Source organism: Variovorax sp. P2_H12 (assembly GCF_056403395.1).
Genome location: NZ_JBFUFO010000050.1, coordinates 1 through 15,422 on the forward strand (window position 1 = coordinate 1; position 15,422 = coordinate 15,422).

Here is a 15,422-nt window from a genome sequence, read left to right on the forward strand (position 1 = left end):
GGCGGATTGGGCGCCGCCACGGGGGCGGGCGCGACCGGCCCCGCGGCCGCCGGCGCACGCGCCGCGGCACCGGCCTTGCCGGCCAGCGGCAGGTTCGGATCCCAGTCGCGGTTCTTGCGTGCCTCGGCCTCGTCCTGCTCGGCGCCGCCGCGCTGGGTCTTGGTCATGAACGGGATCGGCACCTTGGTCACGTAGACCGCGATGCCGAGCGCGATGCCGAGCCCCAGCACCAGGCCCACGATCATCCCGATGACGATGTTGCCGCTTTGTCGTTTTTTCATGGTGGAGGAGGGAATCACATCTTTTGCGGCGCGCTGACGCCCAGAACAGCGAGCCCATTGTGCAGCACCCGCGCGGTCGCCGCGACCAGCGCCAGGCGGGCCCGCTTGACCGGCTCGTCGTCGACCAGGATGCGCTCGGCGTCGTAGTAGCTGTGGTAGCTCGCGGCCAGTTCTCGCAGGTAGAAGGTGACGTCGTGGGGCGCGAAATCCCTGGCCGCGGCGGTCAGCATCTCGGGGTACTTGGCCAGTTGCAGCAGCAGCGCCTGCGAGGCCGGGCTTTGCAGCGCAGACAGGTCCACGCCGTCGAGCGTCGCGGCATCGCCGCCCCAGGCCGCCAGCACCGAGCAGATGCGCGCGTGGGCGTACTGCACGTAGTAGACCGGGTTGTCGTTGTTCTGCGCCAGCGCCAGGTCGATGTCGAAGGTGTATTCGGTGTCGGGCTTGCGGCTCAGCAGGAAGAAGCGCACCGCATCGGTGCTGGTCCATTCGATCAGGTCGCGCAGGGTGACGTAGCTGCCGGCGCGCTTGCTGATCTTGACCTCTTCGCCGCCGCGCACCACGCGCACCATGGTGTGCAGCACGTAGTCGGGGTAGCCGGCCGGGATGCCGACCCCGGCCGCCTGCAGCCCGGCGCGCACGCGCGCGATCGTGCCGTGGTGGTCGGTGCCCTGGATGTTGACCACCTTGTGGAAGCCGCGCTCCCATTTGGCGATGTGATAGGCCACGTCGGGCACGAAGTAAGTGTAGGTGCCGTCGCCCTTCCTCATTACGCGGTCCTTGTCGTCCCCGTAGTCGGTCGACTTCAGCCACAGGGCGCCGTCCAGCTCGTAGGTCTTGCCGGCATCGACGAGCTTCTGCACCGTGGCCGCCACCCGGCCGCTGGTATAGAGGCTGGACTCGAGGTAGTAGTTGTCGAACCGGACCTGGAAGGCCTTCAGGTCGAGGTCCTGCTCATGGCGCAGGTAGGCGACCGCGAACTGGCGGATCGAGTCGAGGTCGTCGACGTCGCCGCTGGCCGTGTACTCGCGGTCGTCCGAACGCACAGTCTTCCTGGCCTTGAAGTCGGCCGCGATGTCGGCGATGTACTCGCCGTTGTAGGCCTGCTCGGGCCATTCGGGGTCGCCCGGCTTGAAGCCCTTGGCGCGCAGCTGGGTGCTGGTGGCCAGCGTCTGGATCTGCACGCCGGCGTCGTTGTAGTAGAACTCGCGCCAGACCTGGTCGCCTTGCGTCGCCAGCAGGTTGCAGATGGCGTCGCCGAGGGCGGCCTGGCGGCCGTGGCCGACGTGCAGCGGCCCGGTCGGGTTGGCCGAGACGAACTCGACCAGCACCCGCTCCTCGCGGGCCGGCTGCCGCCCGAAAGCGGCGCCGGCGGCGAGCACCTCGCGCACCACCTGCTGCCGGGCGACGGTCTTGAGGCGGATGTTCAGGAAGCCGGGGCCGGCGATCTCGACCGTCTCCACCCACTGGGCGAAGGCGGGCGTGGCCTGCAATGCGGCCGCGAGTTCTTCGGCGAGTTCGCGCGGCTTGCGCTGCAGCGGCTTGGCCAGCTGCATGGCGGCGGTGCTGGCGAGATCGCCATGGGCCGCCACCTTGGGCGACTCGAACGCGGCTTTGACGCCGGCGCCGGGCGAGAGGGATTCGAGCGTGTTCGCGAGCGCCGCGAGCAGCTCCTGTTTGACCAATAGCATCGGCGAATTTTACCGGGGGCCCGAAAGCCGGCCGTAACAAGCGTCATCCAACGGTGAACATCGGCCGTTAGGATGGGCAACCCCGGGGCGGGGAAAACCGTCACAGCCCAACTCCCAAGGACTCCTCCATCATGAAAAAGCTCATTTCCCTGCTGGCTCTGGGCGCCTCCCTCTCGTTCGGCGTCGCGCACGCATCCACCTGCGACACCCAGGCGGCGGACAAGAAGCTGAATGGCGCGGCCAAGACCAGCTTCGTCAAGAAGTGCGAAAAGGACGCCGCGGCCGCAGCCGCGCCGACTTGCGCGACGAAGGCGATCGACAAGAACGGCAAGCCGCTGGCCGGGGCCGCCAAGACCAGCTTCATGAAGAAGTGCGAAGCGGACGCGAAGGGGTAGCTCGCCCCCAGGTTGCCCGGCACTTCGTGTCCTGGCGCCCACCCCCTGCCGGGGGCAACACCTGCGGCCTGGCAAAGCCAGTTCCGCGGTGTATTGAGCTCCCCCCCAGGTTGGGCTCACTTCGTGTAGCCCGCCCACCCCCTACCGGGGGCAACACCAGCGGCCCGGCGGAGCCGGTTCCACGGTGTTTCACCAACGGGCCTGGCTGCGCCGGCCTCGATGGCGGCTCGCTACTTCAGGACGCCGAAGAGGTTGTTGGCGTCGTCGGTCCAGGGCTCCAGGCCTGCGATCTGCTGAATGCTTGAGCTGGCCAGGCCAATGGCGCCCTCGGTCAGCCGGCCCGGCTCGCGGGCGACCAGCACCCAGTCGGTGTTGCGCAGCCCCTCGGCGCTGGGCTCGTCGTGCACCAGCGCCACGTGCAGGCCCTTGGCCAGCGCGATCTTCTCGACCACCGGCGCCAGCGCCAGGAAGCGGTTGGTGACGTGGAAGGCGACGATGCCGCCCGGCCGCATGTGCCTGAAATAGAGGTCCAGCGCCTGCGCCGTGATCAGGTGGACCGGCACGGAATCGCCCGAGAAGGCGTCGACCGCCAGCACGTCGAAGGCCTGCGGGCTCTCGCCTTCCAGCGCCAGCCGGGCATCGCCGAGCACCCGCTCGATGCGCGCCGGGCTGTCGGCGAGGAAGCTGAACTCGCTGTCAGCGAGTTCGAACACCTGCGGATTGATCTCGTAGACCCGGTAGGTGTCGCCGGGCCGGCCGTAGGTCGCCAGCGTGCCGGCGCCCAGCCCGATCAGCCCGACGCGGCGCGGCGTGGCCGGCGCCGCCGCGATCGCCAGGCCGACCCCCGAGCTCGGCCCGTAGTAGGCGGTCGGCTCGCGCCGGCGTGACGGCGCCAGGTACTGCTCGCCGTGCTTGACGGAGCCGTGGAACATCTGGCGTACCTTGTCGCCGGCGACGCCGCGCTCGGCGTCGAGCGTGACCAGCGTGCCGTAGAAGTTGCGCTGCATGCGGCGCGCGCCGGTCGCATCGACCTCGACCTGCAGCGCCAGAAACCAGGCACAGGCTCCCGCCAGCGCCAGCGAAGCCGCCATGCCGATGCGCCGCCGGCGCCACAGCACGGCCGCGATCAGCGCGCACAGCACGAGGCCGACGCCCAGTTCGTAGTAGGCCGGCAACACGTGCGGCGCCACCAGCCCGACGCTGATGCCGCCGAGCGCGCCGCCCAGCGACAGCATCAGGTAGAAGCGCGTCAGGTAGGCGCCACCGGGGCGCAGGCGCGCCATTTCGCCGTGCAGGAACATGCACAGCGCGAACAGGCCGACGATGTAGATCGGCAGCGCCGTGCGCAGGTCGGAGCCCAGGCTGTGCTGCAGCCCGAACGCGCACAGCGCCAGCATCGCAGCGGCCAGCGGGACGAACAGGGGGCGGCGATACCAGCGGTCGCTCTCGAAGGTCAGGACGAAGGTCAGCAGGTAGACCGAGAGCGGCAGCACCCACAGGAAGGGAATGGCCGCCACGTTCTGCGTGATGTGGTTCGTGATGGCGAGCAGCAGCCAGGAGCCCAGGGCCGGCAGGGCCAGCCACATCAGATGGTCGGCGGTGCGCGGTCGTACTGCGGGCGTCGCGTCGACCTGCCGCGGCGCGACGGCAGGCGCCGCGGCGCTCGCCCAGTGGCGCGACACGTAGAGCGTGGTGCCGGCGCACAGCAGCACGAAGACGCCGTAGGCCACCGACCAACCCCAGGCCTGCTGCAACAGCGAGCTGCGCGGCTCGATGAGCACCGGGTAGCTCAGCAGCGACACCAGCGAGGCCAGGTTCGAGAGCGAGAAATAGCGGTACACCTGCGCCCCCCACGGCGTGCGCGCCACCCAGGATTGCACCAGCGGCCCGGTGGTCGAGAGCAGGAAGTACGGCAGGCCGATGGTGCCGAGCAAAAGGCCCAGGATCCACAGCGTGGGGTCCTCGGCGCCGCTCGGCTTCCAGCGCGCGTGGGTCACGATCGGCAGGAAGGCGAGGCTCGCGAGCAACAGGCCGACATGCAGCCTGGCTTGTGCGCGGGCGCTGAGCCGGCGCGTGATCCAGTCGGAGTAGGCATAGCCCGCCAGCAGCACGACCTGGAAGAACACCATGCAGACCGACCAGACCGCCGCCGAGCCGCCGAACCACGGCAGGATCTGCTTGGCGATCAGCGGCTGGACCAGGAACAGCAAAAAGGCACTGGTGAAGATGGTGCCGGCGAACAGGGCCTTGACGTACGCCGGCTTCATCGGGCTAGCTCCTGGCGCCGAAGCCGCGGGCCAGGAACACGGCCACCAGTGGAATCAGCGCGATCAGGTGGGCCTGGATCATCACCAGCTTGCGGGTCTTGCGGACCTCGGCCTCGGCCGGCAGCGCGCCGGTGGCACGCAGCGCCTTGCGCCAGCGCAGGTAGCGCATCGTCGGAAAGATCGAGATCAGGCCGACGATGATGAAGAGCGTGAGCTTCAGGTGCAGCAGCGGGTTGGTCCAGTACCAGGCCGTGCCCTTCATGCCCCACCAGGTGCGCGCCACGCCGGTGGCGATGACCGCCACCGCGGCGATGCCGTAGATGCGGTCGACCTTGGCCAGGCGCTCGACCACGGCCGCGTTGAGCCACTCGACGCGGCACAGCGCCGCCTCGCTGGCGATGAACACCACCATCGTCAGGATGGCCAGCAGGTGCAGGTAGGCGAGGATGGCTTCGAGCGTCATCGGGGGGATTCCTTGGTTTTCTTGGGCGCTGCGATTGTGCCGCCCCAGAACTCCGGCCGCGCGTACTGCGCCTTCAGGAAGTCCAGCCACAGCCGCACCCGCAGGGCCAGGTGCTTGCGCTGCGGGAACACGGCGTAGATGCCGTTGGGCGGCGCGGCGAACTCGTCGAGCAGCGGCACCAGCAGGCCGGCGTCGATCTCGGCCTCGACCTCCCAGGTGCTGCGCCAGGCGATGCCGTGGCCGGCCAGGCACCAGTCGTGCAGCACCTGGCCGTCGGAGCAGTCGAGCGGTCCGGTCGGCTTCAGGTGGATCACCTCGTGCTCGCCGCCGGCCGCCGGCACCCGGAAGGCCCAGCCGCGGGTCTGCGAGGCGTCGCTCGACAGGCTGAGGCAGGCGAAGCGCGCCAGTTCGCCCGGATGGCGCGGCGCGCCGTGGCGGCGCACGAACTCGGGCGTGGCGACGCAGCGGCGCCGGTTGTCCGCCAGGCGCAGGCTCACCAGCGAGGAATCGGGCAGGTCGCCGACCCGCACCGCGCAATCGAAGCTCTCGCCCGCCATGTCGACCACGCGGTCGCTGAGGTTGAGCGAGATCGTGACCTCGGGATGCAGCTGGTGGAAGCGCGGCACCAGCGGCGCCACGTGGCGCCGGCCGAAGCCCGCCGGCGCGGTCACGCGCAGGTGGCCGCTGGCCTTGACGCCGCCCGCGCTCACGCTGGCCTCCGCGTTCGCGAGCTCGACCAGCAGCCGCTGGCAGTCCTCCAGGAAGGCGCTCCCCTCGTGCGTGAGCGTGATGCGGCGCGTGGTGCGCAGCAGCAGCTTGACGCCCAGCCGCTCTTCCAGCGCGTCGATCCGACGGCCGATGATCGCCGGCGCCACGCCCTCGGCCTTGGCCGCGGCTGTCAGGCTGCCGCGGGCGGCGATCGCGACAAAGGATTCGAGTTGCTTCAGGCGGTCCATCGCCGGCGATTATCACGAGCGTCGGCCAGAGAGCCTCGGCCGTGAGCGAAACAGCCTCATCTGCCGCGCCTGGACCTGACCATGCCTGCGCGTTCCTCCCCATGGCGCGTCAATCGCAAAGCGCCTACAAGGCGGAGGAAGACTCCGGGAGCGCCGACCGTGAACCCACTCGCCGCCAGCAGCGTCACCTGCATGTTGCCCGTGAAGGATCTTGCCCGCGCACGCCGGTTCTACGAGCAGGTGCTCGGGCTGGAGCCGCTCGGCGCCAAGCCGGACGGCAAGTTCATCTACCGCTGCGGCGGCACCGAACTGGCCCTGTTCCCCAAGCCCGAAGGCACCAAGGCCGAGCACACGGCCTTGAGCTTTCGGGTCGAGCGCATCGGCGACGCGGTGGCCGCGCTGGAACAGCGCGGCGTGCGTTTCGCGGACTACGACCTCCCGGGGCTGAAGACCGTCGAGCATGTCTGCGTGCTGGGCTCCGAGAAGGCGGCCTGGTTCGAAGACCCCGAAGGCAACATCCTCTGCCTGCACGAAGAGCTGGCCTAGGCTCAGTCTCCGGTCGTGATGCCGTGCGTCTTGAGCGCGGCGATCTGGGCGTCGCTGTAGCCCACTTCCTTGAGCAGCGCGCTCGTGTGCTCCCCGAGCAGCGGCGGCTGCAGGCGAATGCCGGGACGCTCGCCGCCGAGCGTGAAGGGCATCAGCGGCACCTTCGATTGGCTGCCGTCGTTCATGCGGATCGGCGCCAGGCCGCCAGTGGCGTTGAGGTGCGGGTCGTCGAACAGGTCCTGCGGCTTGGCGATGGGCGCGAACGGCAGTTCGTGCTGCTCGAACACGGCGCTGAGTTCGGCCGCGCTGCGGCCGGCGAGGTGCGAGCGCAGCACGGGCATCATCCATTCGCGCGCGAGCACCCGGTCGTTGTTGGTTTTCAGGCGCGGATCGGCCAGCATCTCCTCTAGCCCGAAGGCCTTGCAGAAGATGGCCCACTGCTTGTCGCTGACCACCGCCAGGAAGATCTGCTCGCCCGCCTTCACGGTGAAGACGTCGTAGATGCCCCAGGCCGAGATCCGGCTCGGCATCGGGTCGGCGGCGCGGCCCGTGGCGGCGAACTGCATCATGTGCTGCGCGACCAGGAAGATGTTGTTCTCGAACAAGGCCGACTGCACCTCGCAGCCCTTGCCCGTGAGTTCGCGCTGGCGCAGCGCCGCCATCGCGCCGATGGCGCCGAACATGCCGCCCATGATGTCGTTGACGCTGGTGCCCGCGCGCAGCGGATCGCCCGAGCGGCCGGTCATGTAGGCCAGGCCGCCCATCATCTGCACCACCTCGTCGAGCGCGGTGCGGTGGTCGTAGGGGCCGGGCAGGAAGCCCTTGTGGCTGACGTAGATCAGCCGCGGATCGAGCCGGCTCAGGCGGTCGTGGTCGAGGCCCAGCTTCTTCATCGTGCCGGGCTTGAAGTTCTCGCTCACGATGTCGGCGGTCGCGATCAGGCGCAGCGCGGCCTCGACGCCCTCGGGCTTCTTGAGGTCGAGCGCGATGCTCTTCTTGTTGCGGTTGAAGGTCGGGAAGAAGCCGGCCCCCGAGCCCAGCAGGCGGCGCGTGTTGTCGCCCTCGATCGGCTCGACCTTGATCACCTCGGCGCCGAGATCGCCCAGCAGCATGCCGCAGGTCGGGCCCATCACCATGTGAGTGAACTCGACGACGCGGACGCCCGCGTACGGCAGCGGTGCAGAGGAGGATTCAGACATGTGCGGTTCCCTGGTTTCGCTGGTTGAAGCCCTTGGGCAGGCCGGCTTCGGGCGTCATGCCGTAGACCGGTTCGCCCGGCAGGCCGGCGATGAGCGGCGCACGGGCCGCGATGAGTCTGGCGAGATCGATGCCGGTCGCGACGCCCATGGCCTCGAACATGAAGACCAGGTCCTCGGTCACCACGTTGCCCGAGGCGCCGGGGGCATAGGGACAGCCGCCCAGACCGCCGAGCGAGGCGTCGAAGGTGCGCACGCCCTCTTCGAAGGCGGCCAGGCAGTTCGCGAGGCCGAGCCCGCGCGTGTTGTGCATGTGGGCCGCGCCGGCCTGGTCGCCGATCTCGGCGCGCAGACGCCTGAAGAGGCGGCGAACCTGGGCCGGGTTCGCATAGCCCACGGTGTCGGACAGGCCCGACTCGTCGGCGCCGGCCGCGATGCACTGCGCGGCCAGCCGGATCACGTCGTCCTCAGGCACCTCGCCCTGCAGCGTGCAGCCGAAAGCGGTCGAGATGCCGGCTTCGAGCCTGACCTGCGGCGCGAGTGCGCGGCGCAGATCGGCGATGGCGCGGACCTCGTCGACCATCTGCTCGCGCGTCTTCCTCACGTTGGCGAGCGAATGGGCCGCGCTGGCGGACACCGGCACCGTGAGCTTGTGGACGCCCGCCGCGAGCGCGGCTTCGGCGCCCCTGCGGTTCGGCACCAGCGCCATCACGGTCAGGCCGGGCAGCGTGATCGCATGGCGCACCACCTCGGCGGCGTCGGCCATCTGCGGCAGCAGCCGGGCCGGCACGAAGGAGGCGACCTCGATCTCCCTGACGCCGGCTGCATGGAGAGCATCGATCCAGCGCAGCTTGTCCGCCGTGGGCATCGTCGCCTTGACGGATTGCAGGCCGTCGCGCGGGCCGACCTCGCTGATGAGCACATCAGGGGCTGTCATCGCTCCTGCCTCCTTTTTTCGAATGAGCTTGACTGTTCTATCTTGCAGAACTATATTCCGACAAACAGAATTAGACCGGTGAGCGCGCAGCCTGTCAAGCCACGCCCATGCCACGCAAATCCCACACCGAATCGGTCTCCGACCTGAACGCCGCGCCCGGCGGCGCCGCGGCGGTGGATCGCGCGCTGAGCCTGCTGTCGGCCTTCCGGGCCGGCGATGATGCGCTCACGCTGACGCAGTTCGCCGAGCGCGCGCAGCTCTACAAGAGCACGGTGCTGCGCCTGCTGGCCTCGCTGGAGAACGCGCGGCTGATCCGCCGGCAGGACGACGGCCGCTACGCCCTCGGCGCCGAAGTCGCGCGCCTGCACGCCCTGTATGCCGCCTCGTTCTCGCTCGACGGTATCGTGCCGCCGGTGCTGCGCGACCTGGTCGCCGCCACCGGCGAAAGCGCGGCCTACCACGTGCGCCAGCCGCAGGGCGAGGGCTGGACCCGCCTGTGCCTGTACCGGGTGGACTCGCCGCACGTGGTGCGCGACCACGTGCGCGCCGGCGACCTGCTGCCGGCCGACCGCGGCGCCGGCGCCCGCATCCTGATCGCCTTCGGCCCCGAGGCCGAAAGACCGCGCGGAGCTCGCGATCGCGCGTTTTACGAGACCATCCGCGAACAGGGCTACTGTGCGCTGGTCGGCGACCGCACGGCCGAGCTGGCCGGCATCTCGGCGCCGGTGTTCCGGGCCGATGGCCGCCTGGCAGCCGCGCTCACGCTGACCATGCCGGCCCATCGCTACGACCCGCAGCACATCGAGCCGGTCCGGGCCGCTGCGCGAAGGCTCAACGGCCAGGTCTGACCGCGAAGCGCCGCGGGCACTTTTCCTGCGTCACGGCGTACCCTTGGACAGGCCGCCCGACGGCGGTATTACCTTCATTTTTGTCATTGATAAAACCCGATTTCGGCTCTTACTGGCCAGTCAGGTATCGAATACAGTCCCCGGGACGCATCTATCAAGGAGAACTGACTCATGACCGCCCGCACCCCTGCCCACGGCCTCCAGGTCGCCACCGAACTGCACCAGTTCATCGAGCAGAAGGTCCTGCCCGCCACCGGCGTCGCCAGCGATGTCTTCTGGAAGGGCTTCGACGCCATCGTCAGCGAGTTCGCACCGAAGAACCTGGCGCTGCTGGCCGAACGCGACCGGCTGCAGCTTGAAATGGACACCTGGCACAAGGCACACCCGGGCCCGATCGCCGACATGCCGGCCTACCGCGCCTTTCTCGAGTCGATCGGCTACCTGCTGCCGCAGCCGAAGGACGTCAAGACCACCACCGCCAACGTCGACGCCGAACTCGCTCTGCAGGCCGGTCCGCAACTGGTGGTGCCGATCCTCAACGCACGCTATGCGCTCAATGCCGCGAACGCGCGCTGGGGCTCGCTCTACGACGCGCTCTACGGCACCGACGCGATCCCCGAGACCGGCGGCGCCGAGAAGGGCAAGGGCTACAACCCGGCGCGCGGCGCCAAGGTGATCGAGTTCGCACGCAACGTGCTCGACCAGGCCGCGACGCTGGAGAACGGCTCGCACAAGCACGCGACCGGCTACAAGGTCGAGGGTGGCAAGCTGGTGGTGGCGCTGCAGAGCAGCAGCACCGGCCTGGCGGACCCGGCCCAATTCATCGGCTACCAGGGTGAGGCGGCGGCGCCGAAGTCGGTGCTGCTCAAGCACAACGGCATCCACCTCGACATCCAGATCGACCGCTCGACCGCCATCGGCAAGACCGACCCGGCCGGCATCAGCGACGTCGTGCTCGAGGCCGCGCTCTCGACCATCCTCGACCTCGAGGACTCGGTGGCCGTGGTGGACGCCGCCGACAAGGTGCTGGCCTACTCCAACTGGCTCGGCATCCTGAAGGGGGACCTGACCGAGGACGTCGCCAAGGGCGGCAAGACCTTCACGCGCGGCCTCAACCCCGACCGCGAATACACCGGCGCCGACGGCCAGCCCGTGAAGCTGCACGGCCGCTCGCTGATGTTCGTGCGCAACGTCGGCCACCTGATGACCAATCCGGCCATCCTCTACGCCGGCGGCAAGGAGATCCCCGAAGGCATCATGGACGCGGTCATCACGACCACCATCGCGACCATCGACCTGAAGCGCAAGGGCAACTCGCGCACCGGCAGCGTCTACATCGTGAAGCCGAAGATGCACGGCCCGGCCGAAGTCGCCTTCGCCAGCGCGCTGTTCGCGAGCGTCGAGCAGCTGCTCGGCCTGCCCGCCAACACGGTCAAGCTCGGCATCATGGACGAGGAGCGCCGCACCAGCCTCAACCTCAAGGCCTGCATCGCCGAGGCCGCCGCGCGCGTGGCCTTCATCAACACCGGCTTCCTCGACCGCACCGGCGACGAGATGCACACCGCCATGCAGGCCGGCGCGATGCTGCGCAAGGGCGACATGAAGACCACGCCGTGGATCCAGGCCTACGAGAAGAACAACGTGCTGGTCGGCCTGTCATGCGGCCTGCGCGGCAAGGCGCAGATCGGCAAGGGCATGTGGGCCATGCCGGACCTGATGGCCGCGATGCTCGAACAGAAGATCGCGCACCCCAAGGCCGGCGCCAACACCGCCTGGGTGCCCTCGCCGACCGCCGCGACGCTGCACGCGCTGCACTACCACCAGGTCAACGTCGCCGAGGTGCAGCAGCAGCTCGAGAAGATCGACGCCAACGCCGAGCGCGACAACCTCCTCGACGGCCTGCTGCAGGTGCCGGTGGCGCCCAAGGTGGACTGGACCGCGGCCGAACGCCAGCAGGAGCTCGACAACAACGTGCAGGGCATCCTGGGCTACGTGGTGCGCTGGATCGACCAGGGCGTGGGCTGCTCCAAGGTGCCGGACATCCACGACATCGGCCTGATGGAAGACCGCGCCACGCTGCGCATCTCGAGCCAGCACATCGCCAACTGGCTGCTGCACGGCGTGGTGACCAAGGAACAGGTCAACGCCACCTTCGAGCGCATGGCCGCGGTGGTCGACCAGCAGAACGCCGGCGACCCGCTGTACCGGAACATGGCCGGCAACTTCGCGACCTCGGCTGCCTACAAGGCGGCCCAGGACCTGGTGTTCAAGGGAATCGAGCAGCCCAGCGGCTACACCGAGCCGCTGCTGCACGCCTGGCGGCTGAAGGTCAAGGCCGCCTCGGCCTGAGGCTGATCCCGCCGGAACTCAGGGCCGGCGCCGGGGCCCCCCCAGGCCGCCCCCCGCCCCCCCGGGGGGTCTCCGCGAACTCGGCGACGCTGCGCCCGCTGGCCTCGAAGGCCCGCAGCAGCGCCTCGCGCTTGGCGGTGCGCGCGCCGACCTCGGCGAAGGCTTCGTCGAGCACCGCGTTCGTCAGTTCGTCCTGCGTCCGCACGGCCAGCACGTAGTCCTCGCGCGAGAGGCCCGAGGCCTCGATCGCCTCGACCAGGCGGACGCGCAGCTTCGGCCGCAAATCTTCCTCGGTGCGCGCCTGGCGGCGCTTGAACACTTCCAGGATCGCGTGGTGCACATGCTCGGGCGCCACCTCCTCGACCGGCACGCCGTGCAGGTCATGGCGCTTCTCGCCGGCCGCCACGGCATCGAGGTAGCGGGTCGAGCGCGCATGCTGGCCCAGGGCGATCTTGAGATCTTCCTTCTTGAATTCGTCGGGATGCAGCGCCAGAAGTTCCTGGTAGACGCCCAGCTTGAGCGGCAGGAAGCGGGCGCCGAACATCTTCGGGTAGAGCTCGAACAGCTTCTCGAGCACGGGGTTGGGCTTGCGGGCGGGGCGCTGCGGCGCCTGCTGCCGCGGCTTCTGCCTGGCGTTCTGCCGCTCGCGGCCGCCCTGTTTGGCGGCTTTGGGAGCGGGTGCGGTATCAGTCGTCGAATTCATCGGGATTTGGGGTCTGCGGAATCGGTGCCACATCGGGCCTTGCGTGCCCCGACTTTAATGCCCCCGGGCTCAGGCCGACGCCGGGCCGCCCCAAGGCGGCCTGCGGCCCCCTCGGGGGGCAGCGACCCACACGCAGTGGGGGAGCGTGGGGGCTGGCTTTCAGCCCTGTTGCGCCGCCTCGGCTTCGGCCCGCAGCCAGCGCACGAAATCCTGGGCATCGGCATTGCCGGCCGCTCGACGCGAGGTCTCGATGAAATAGCCGCGCCGCGACGCCGCGCCTTCTCCGAAAGGCGCCACCAGCTGCCCGGTCTGCACCAGTTCGCGCAGCAGCGGCAGCCGGCCGATGACCACGCCCTGGCCCGCCACCGCGGCCGCCACCGCGTCGGCGTATTGCGTGAAGCGCAGCGTGTTCTTCATGCGCAAATCGGCGAGGCCCATCACCTCGAGCCAGGGCTCCCAGTCGGCGGTGGGCGACTCGGCGTGATTCGGCAGGTCGACCGTCAGCAGGGTCTGGTTCGGCAGGTCGCCGGGCGACGCCAGGGCGGCGGCGATGCGCGGCGCGCACAGCGGCATCACCGACTCCTCGAACAGGGTCGGGCCGGTGCCCCGGGCGATCGGCACGAAGCGCACCGCGACGTCGATCCGGCTGCGCTCGAGGTCCTGCACCTCGAGCGTGGCCGACACGCGCACATCAACCCTCGGATGGTCGGCGGTGAACCGCGCCAGCCGCGGGATCAGCCACAGCGAGGCGAAGCCCGGCGTGGTGGTGATCGCGACCTGGCGCAGCACCGGCGCGGCACGCACGCGCGCCGTGGCGTCCCGCAGCCGCTCCAGGCTCTCGACCACGGCGCGCTGCAGCACGCGGCCGGCCTCGGTCAGCGCCAGCGCGCGATGGCGGCGCTCGAACAGCAGGACACCGAGGCTGGCTTCGAGTTGCTGGATCTGCCGGCTCACGGCCGACTGCGTGAGGAACACCTCGGCCGCCGCCTGCGTGAAGCTCAGCGTGCGGGCGGCCGCCTCGAAGCTGCGCAGCAACTCCAGCGGTGGCAGTCCGGCGTCGGAAGAAAGGGCTTTCACATTCTCTGCATGCATGCAACGAGTTCCAAATGACCGTATGACAAGCACGGCATCGCTCACTATATTCATTCGCAAGACGAATGCAAAGGAGCCCATCATGACCCCCCGCACCCAACGCCTCAGTCTCAGCCTGCCCAAGAAGGCCGTCTTCACCCTGCCCGACGCCCACGAGGTCGATATCGAATGCACCAGCGGCGCCGTCTGGATCACGCTCGACCACGACCGGCGCGACATCGTGCTCGAACCGGGCGAGCGCTTCCGCAGCGATTCGCACCGCCGGGCGCTGGTGGCGGCGCTGGAGCCGTCCTGCCTGCGCTTCAGCGCCGCCAAGCTCTCGGTCGCGGCCACCCCGGCATCGGCGGCACGGTCACCTTGGCGACTGTGGCCCCACGGGATGTCCCCGGCTTGACCCGAACGCCCGGGCGTTGAACCATCGACGCTCGTGGCCAGGGAAGACGCCCATCCGCCGCCGCCGTTCGATCGGCGTGCGGCGCCGTCCGCTCCGGGCCCCCCATTTCTCGGAGGAAGGACACACCATGGCAGAGGCATTCATCGTGGCCACCGCGCGCACCGCGGGCGGCCGTCGCGGCGGCAGGCTTTCGGGTTGGCACCCGGTCGACCTGGCCGCCCAGGTCATCGACGCGCTGGTGGCGCGCAGCGGCATCGACCCGGCCGCGGTGGAGGACGTGATCCTCGGCTGCGTGAGCCAGGTCGGCGAGCAGGCGACCAACGTGGCACGCAACGCGGTGCTGGCCTCGAAGCTGCCCGAGTCGGTGCCGGGCACCTCGGTCGACCGCCAGTGCGGCTCGTCGCAGCAGGCGCTGCACTTCGCGGCCCAGGCCGTGATGTCGGGCAGCATGGACGCGGTGATCGCGGCCGGCGTCGAGAGCATGACGCGGGTGCCGATGTTCACGCCCAATGCGCTGCCGGCCAAGGCCGGCCTCGGCACCTACATGAGCCCCGCAATGCAGCGGCGCTACCCGGGCGTGGAGTTCAGCCAGTTCACCGGGGCCGAGATGATCGCCAAGAACTATGGCCTCACGAAGGACATGCTCGACCGCTACGCCTTCGAGAGCCACCAGCGCGCGATCGCCGCCAGCCGCGAGCAGGCCTTCGCTGGCGAGATCGTTCCGATCGAGGTGCGCCTGGCCGACGGTTCGGCCAGCGGCGAGATGCACACGGTCGACGAAGGCATCCGCTTCGACGCCACGCTCGAAGGCATCGCCGGCGTCAAGCTGATCGCCGAGGGCGGCCGCTGCACCGCCGCCACCGCGAGCCAGATCTGCGACGGCGCCAGCGGCGTGCTGGTGGTCAACGAGCGCGGCCTGAAGGCGCTGGGCGTGAAGCCGCTCGCGCGCATCCACCACATGAGCGTCATGGGCCACGACCCGGTGATCATGCTGGAGGCGCCGATCCCCGCCACCGCGCGGGCGCTCTCGAAGGCCGGCCTGAAGATCGAGGACATCGACCTCTACGAGGTCAATGAGGCCTTCGCGCCGGTGCCGCTGGCCTGGCTGCAGAAGCTCGGCGCCGACCCGGCGAGGCTCAACGTGAACGGCGGCGCGATTGCGCTGGGCCATCCGCTCGGTGCCTCGGGCACCAAGCTGATGACCACGCTGGTCCATGCGCTCGGGCAGCGCGGCAAGCGCTACGGCCTGCAGACCATGTGCGAAGGCGGCGGCATGGCCAACGTCACCATCGTGGAGCGCCTGTGAC

14 protein-coding genes and 1 pseudogene are annotated in these 15,422 nt (G+C 69.6%); 6 read left to right on the forward strand and 9 right to left on the reverse strand.

What is annotated here, in order from left to right:
- Both AC1DYK_RS30090 and argS read right to left on the reverse strand, forming a co-directional pair.
- Positions 1–281, reverse strand: a pseudogene (locus AC1DYK_RS30090) (SPOR domain-containing protein); the annotation flags it as partial.
- Between the two features lie 14 nt (positions 282–295).
- Positions 296–1,969, reverse strand: a complete 1,674-nt coding sequence (gene argS / locus AC1DYK_RS30095) for an arginine--tRNA ligase (RefSeq protein ID WP_478169645.1) — start codon at positions 1,967–1,969, stop codon at positions 296–298.
- Between the two features lie 131 nt (positions 1,970–2,100).
- Here argS and AC1DYK_RS30100 point away from each other — a divergent pair, with 131 nt between their 5' ends.
- Positions 2,101–2,364, forward strand: coding sequence for a hypothetical protein (locus tag AC1DYK_RS30100; protein WP_478169646.1), 264 nt, complete (start codon positions 2,101–2,103; stop codon positions 2,362–2,364).
- Positions 2,365–2,594: 230 nt separating this feature from the next.
- Here AC1DYK_RS30100 and AC1DYK_RS30105 read toward each other — a convergent pair whose 3' ends face one another.
- Genes AC1DYK_RS30105 through AC1DYK_RS30115 form a run of 3 tightly spaced genes read right to left on the reverse strand, consistent with a single transcriptional unit; the run spans position 2,595 to position 6,050 of the window.
- Entirely contained in the window at positions 2,595–4,631 is a 2,037-nt protein-coding gene (locus tag AC1DYK_RS30105) for a spermidine synthase (RefSeq protein ID WP_478169647.1), read from the reverse strand.
- A gap of 4 nt (positions 4,632–4,635) precedes the next feature.
- Positions 4,636–5,094, reverse strand: a complete 459-nt coding sequence (locus AC1DYK_RS30110; protein ID WP_478169648.1) for a DUF2214 family protein — start codon at positions 5,092–5,094, stop codon at positions 4,636–4,638.
- The gene (locus tag AC1DYK_RS30115) at positions 5,091–6,050 is read right to left on the reverse strand and encodes a LysR family transcriptional regulator (protein ID WP_442286279.1); all 960 of its coding nucleotides are present in this window, start codon (positions 6,048–6,050) and stop codon (positions 5,091–5,093) included. The genes AC1DYK_RS30110 and AC1DYK_RS30115 overlap by 4 nt, the downstream gene beginning before the upstream one ends.
- 192 nt (positions 6,051–6,242) lie before the next feature.
- Between AC1DYK_RS30115 and AC1DYK_RS30120 the strand changes: the two genes are divergently transcribed.
- Positions 6,243–6,596: a VOC family protein gene (locus AC1DYK_RS30120; protein WP_478086712.1), complete on the forward strand. Its 354-nt coding sequence runs from the start codon at positions 6,243–6,245 to the stop codon at positions 6,594–6,596.
- A 2-nt stretch (positions 6,597–6,598) separates the two neighbouring features.
- Here AC1DYK_RS30120 and AC1DYK_RS30125 read toward each other — a convergent pair whose 3' ends face one another.
- Positions 6,599–7,795: a CaiB/BaiF CoA transferase family protein gene (locus AC1DYK_RS30125; protein WP_478169649.1), complete on the reverse strand. Its 1,197-nt coding sequence runs from the start codon at positions 7,793–7,795 to the stop codon at positions 6,599–6,601.
- Positions 7,788–8,729, reverse strand: coding sequence for a hydroxymethylglutaryl-CoA lyase (locus tag AC1DYK_RS30130; protein WP_478169650.1), 942 nt, complete (start codon positions 8,727–8,729; stop codon positions 7,788–7,790). The genes AC1DYK_RS30125 and AC1DYK_RS30130 overlap by 8 nt, the downstream gene beginning before the upstream one ends.
- 107 nt (positions 8,730–8,836) lie before the next feature.
- Here AC1DYK_RS30130 and AC1DYK_RS30135 point away from each other — a divergent pair, with 107 nt between their 5' ends.
- Positions 8,837–9,577, forward strand: a complete 741-nt coding sequence (locus AC1DYK_RS30135; protein WP_478169651.1) for an IclR family transcriptional regulator — start codon at positions 8,837–8,839, stop codon at positions 9,575–9,577.
- A gap of 171 nt (positions 9,578–9,748) precedes the next feature.
- Positions 9,749–11,926, forward strand: a complete 2,178-nt coding sequence (locus AC1DYK_RS30140; protein ID WP_478169652.1) for a malate synthase G — start codon at positions 9,749–9,751, stop codon at positions 11,924–11,926.
- Here AC1DYK_RS30140 and AC1DYK_RS30145 read toward each other — a convergent pair.
- A complete protein-coding gene (locus AC1DYK_RS30145; RefSeq protein ID WP_478169653.1) occupies positions 11,907–12,629 on the reverse strand; it encodes a ProQ/FINO family protein in 723 nt (240 codons plus the stop codon). The genes AC1DYK_RS30140 and AC1DYK_RS30145 overlap by 20 nt on opposite strands.
- A 159-nt stretch (positions 12,630–12,788) precedes the next feature.
- The gene (locus AC1DYK_RS30150; protein ID WP_478169654.1) at positions 12,789–13,706 is read right to left on the reverse strand and encodes a LysR substrate-binding domain-containing protein; all 918 of its coding nucleotides are present in this window, start codon (positions 13,704–13,706) and stop codon (positions 12,789–12,791) included.
- A gap of 97 nt (positions 13,707–13,803) precedes the next feature.
- Here AC1DYK_RS30150 and AC1DYK_RS30155 point away from each other — a divergent pair, with 97 nt between their 5' ends.
- Both AC1DYK_RS30155 and AC1DYK_RS30160 read left to right on the forward strand, forming a co-directional pair.
- Positions 13,804–14,115, forward strand: coding sequence for a DUF2917 domain-containing protein (locus tag AC1DYK_RS30155; protein ID WP_478169655.1), 312 nt, complete (start codon positions 13,804–13,806; stop codon positions 14,113–14,115).
- Positions 14,116–14,242: 127 nt separating this feature from the next.
- Positions 14,243–15,421, forward strand: a complete 1,179-nt coding sequence (locus tag AC1DYK_RS30160) for an acetyl-CoA C-acetyltransferase (RefSeq protein WP_478169656.1) — start codon at positions 14,243–14,245, stop codon at positions 15,419–15,421.
- Position 15,422: the final 1 nt, after the last annotated feature.

What these genes read in the sequence shown, in the direction of transcription:
- AC1DYK_RS30145 (WP_478169653.1), bottom strand. Translation starts at nt 12,629, where the DNA reads ATGAATTCGACGACTGATACCGCACCCGCTCCCAAAGCCGCCAAACAG.
- AC1DYK_RS30110 (WP_478169648.1), bottom strand. Translation starts at nt 5,094, where the DNA reads ATGACGCTCGAAGCCATCCTCGCCTACCTGCACCTGCTGGCCATCCTG.
- AC1DYK_RS30115 (WP_442286279.1), bottom strand. Translation starts at nt 6,050, where the DNA reads ATGGACCGCCTGAAGCAACTCGAATCCTTTGTCGCGATCGCCGCCCGC.
- AC1DYK_RS30155 (WP_478169655.1), top strand. Translation starts at nt 13,804, where the DNA reads ATGACCCCCCGCACCCAACGCCTCAGTCTCAGCCTGCCCAAGAAGGCC.
- AC1DYK_RS30130 (WP_478169650.1), bottom strand. Translation starts at nt 8,729, where the DNA reads ATGACAGCCCCTGATGTGCTCATCAGCGAGGTCGGCCCGCGCGACGGC.
- argS (WP_478169645.1), bottom strand. Translation starts at nt 1,969, where the DNA reads ATGCTATTGGTCAAACAGGAGCTGCTCGCGGCGCTCGCGAACACGCTC.
- AC1DYK_RS30125 (WP_478169649.1), bottom strand. Translation starts at nt 7,795, where the DNA reads ATGTCTGAATCCTCCTCTGCACCGCTGCCGTACGCGGGCGTCCGCGTC.
- AC1DYK_RS30100 (WP_478169646.1), top strand. Translation starts at nt 2,101, where the DNA reads ATGAAAAAGCTCATTTCCCTGCTGGCTCTGGGCGCCTCCCTCTCGTTC.
- AC1DYK_RS30140 (WP_478169652.1), top strand. Translation starts at nt 9,749, where the DNA reads ATGACCGCCCGCACCCCTGCCCACGGCCTCCAGGTCGCCACCGAACTG.
- AC1DYK_RS30135 (WP_478169651.1), top strand. Translation starts at nt 8,837, where the DNA reads ATGCCACGCAAATCCCACACCGAATCGGTCTCCGACCTGAACGCCGCG.
- AC1DYK_RS30105 (WP_478169647.1), bottom strand. Translation starts at nt 4,631, where the DNA reads ATGAAGCCGGCGTACGTCAAGGCCCTGTTCGCCGGCACCATCTTCACC.
- AC1DYK_RS30160 (WP_478169656.1), top strand. Translation starts at nt 14,243, where the DNA reads ATGGCAGAGGCATTCATCGTGGCCACCGCGCGCACCGCGGGCGGCCGT.
- AC1DYK_RS30120 (WP_478086712.1), top strand. Translation starts at nt 6,243, where the DNA reads ATGTTGCCCGTGAAGGATCTTGCCCGCGCACGCCGGTTCTACGAGCAG.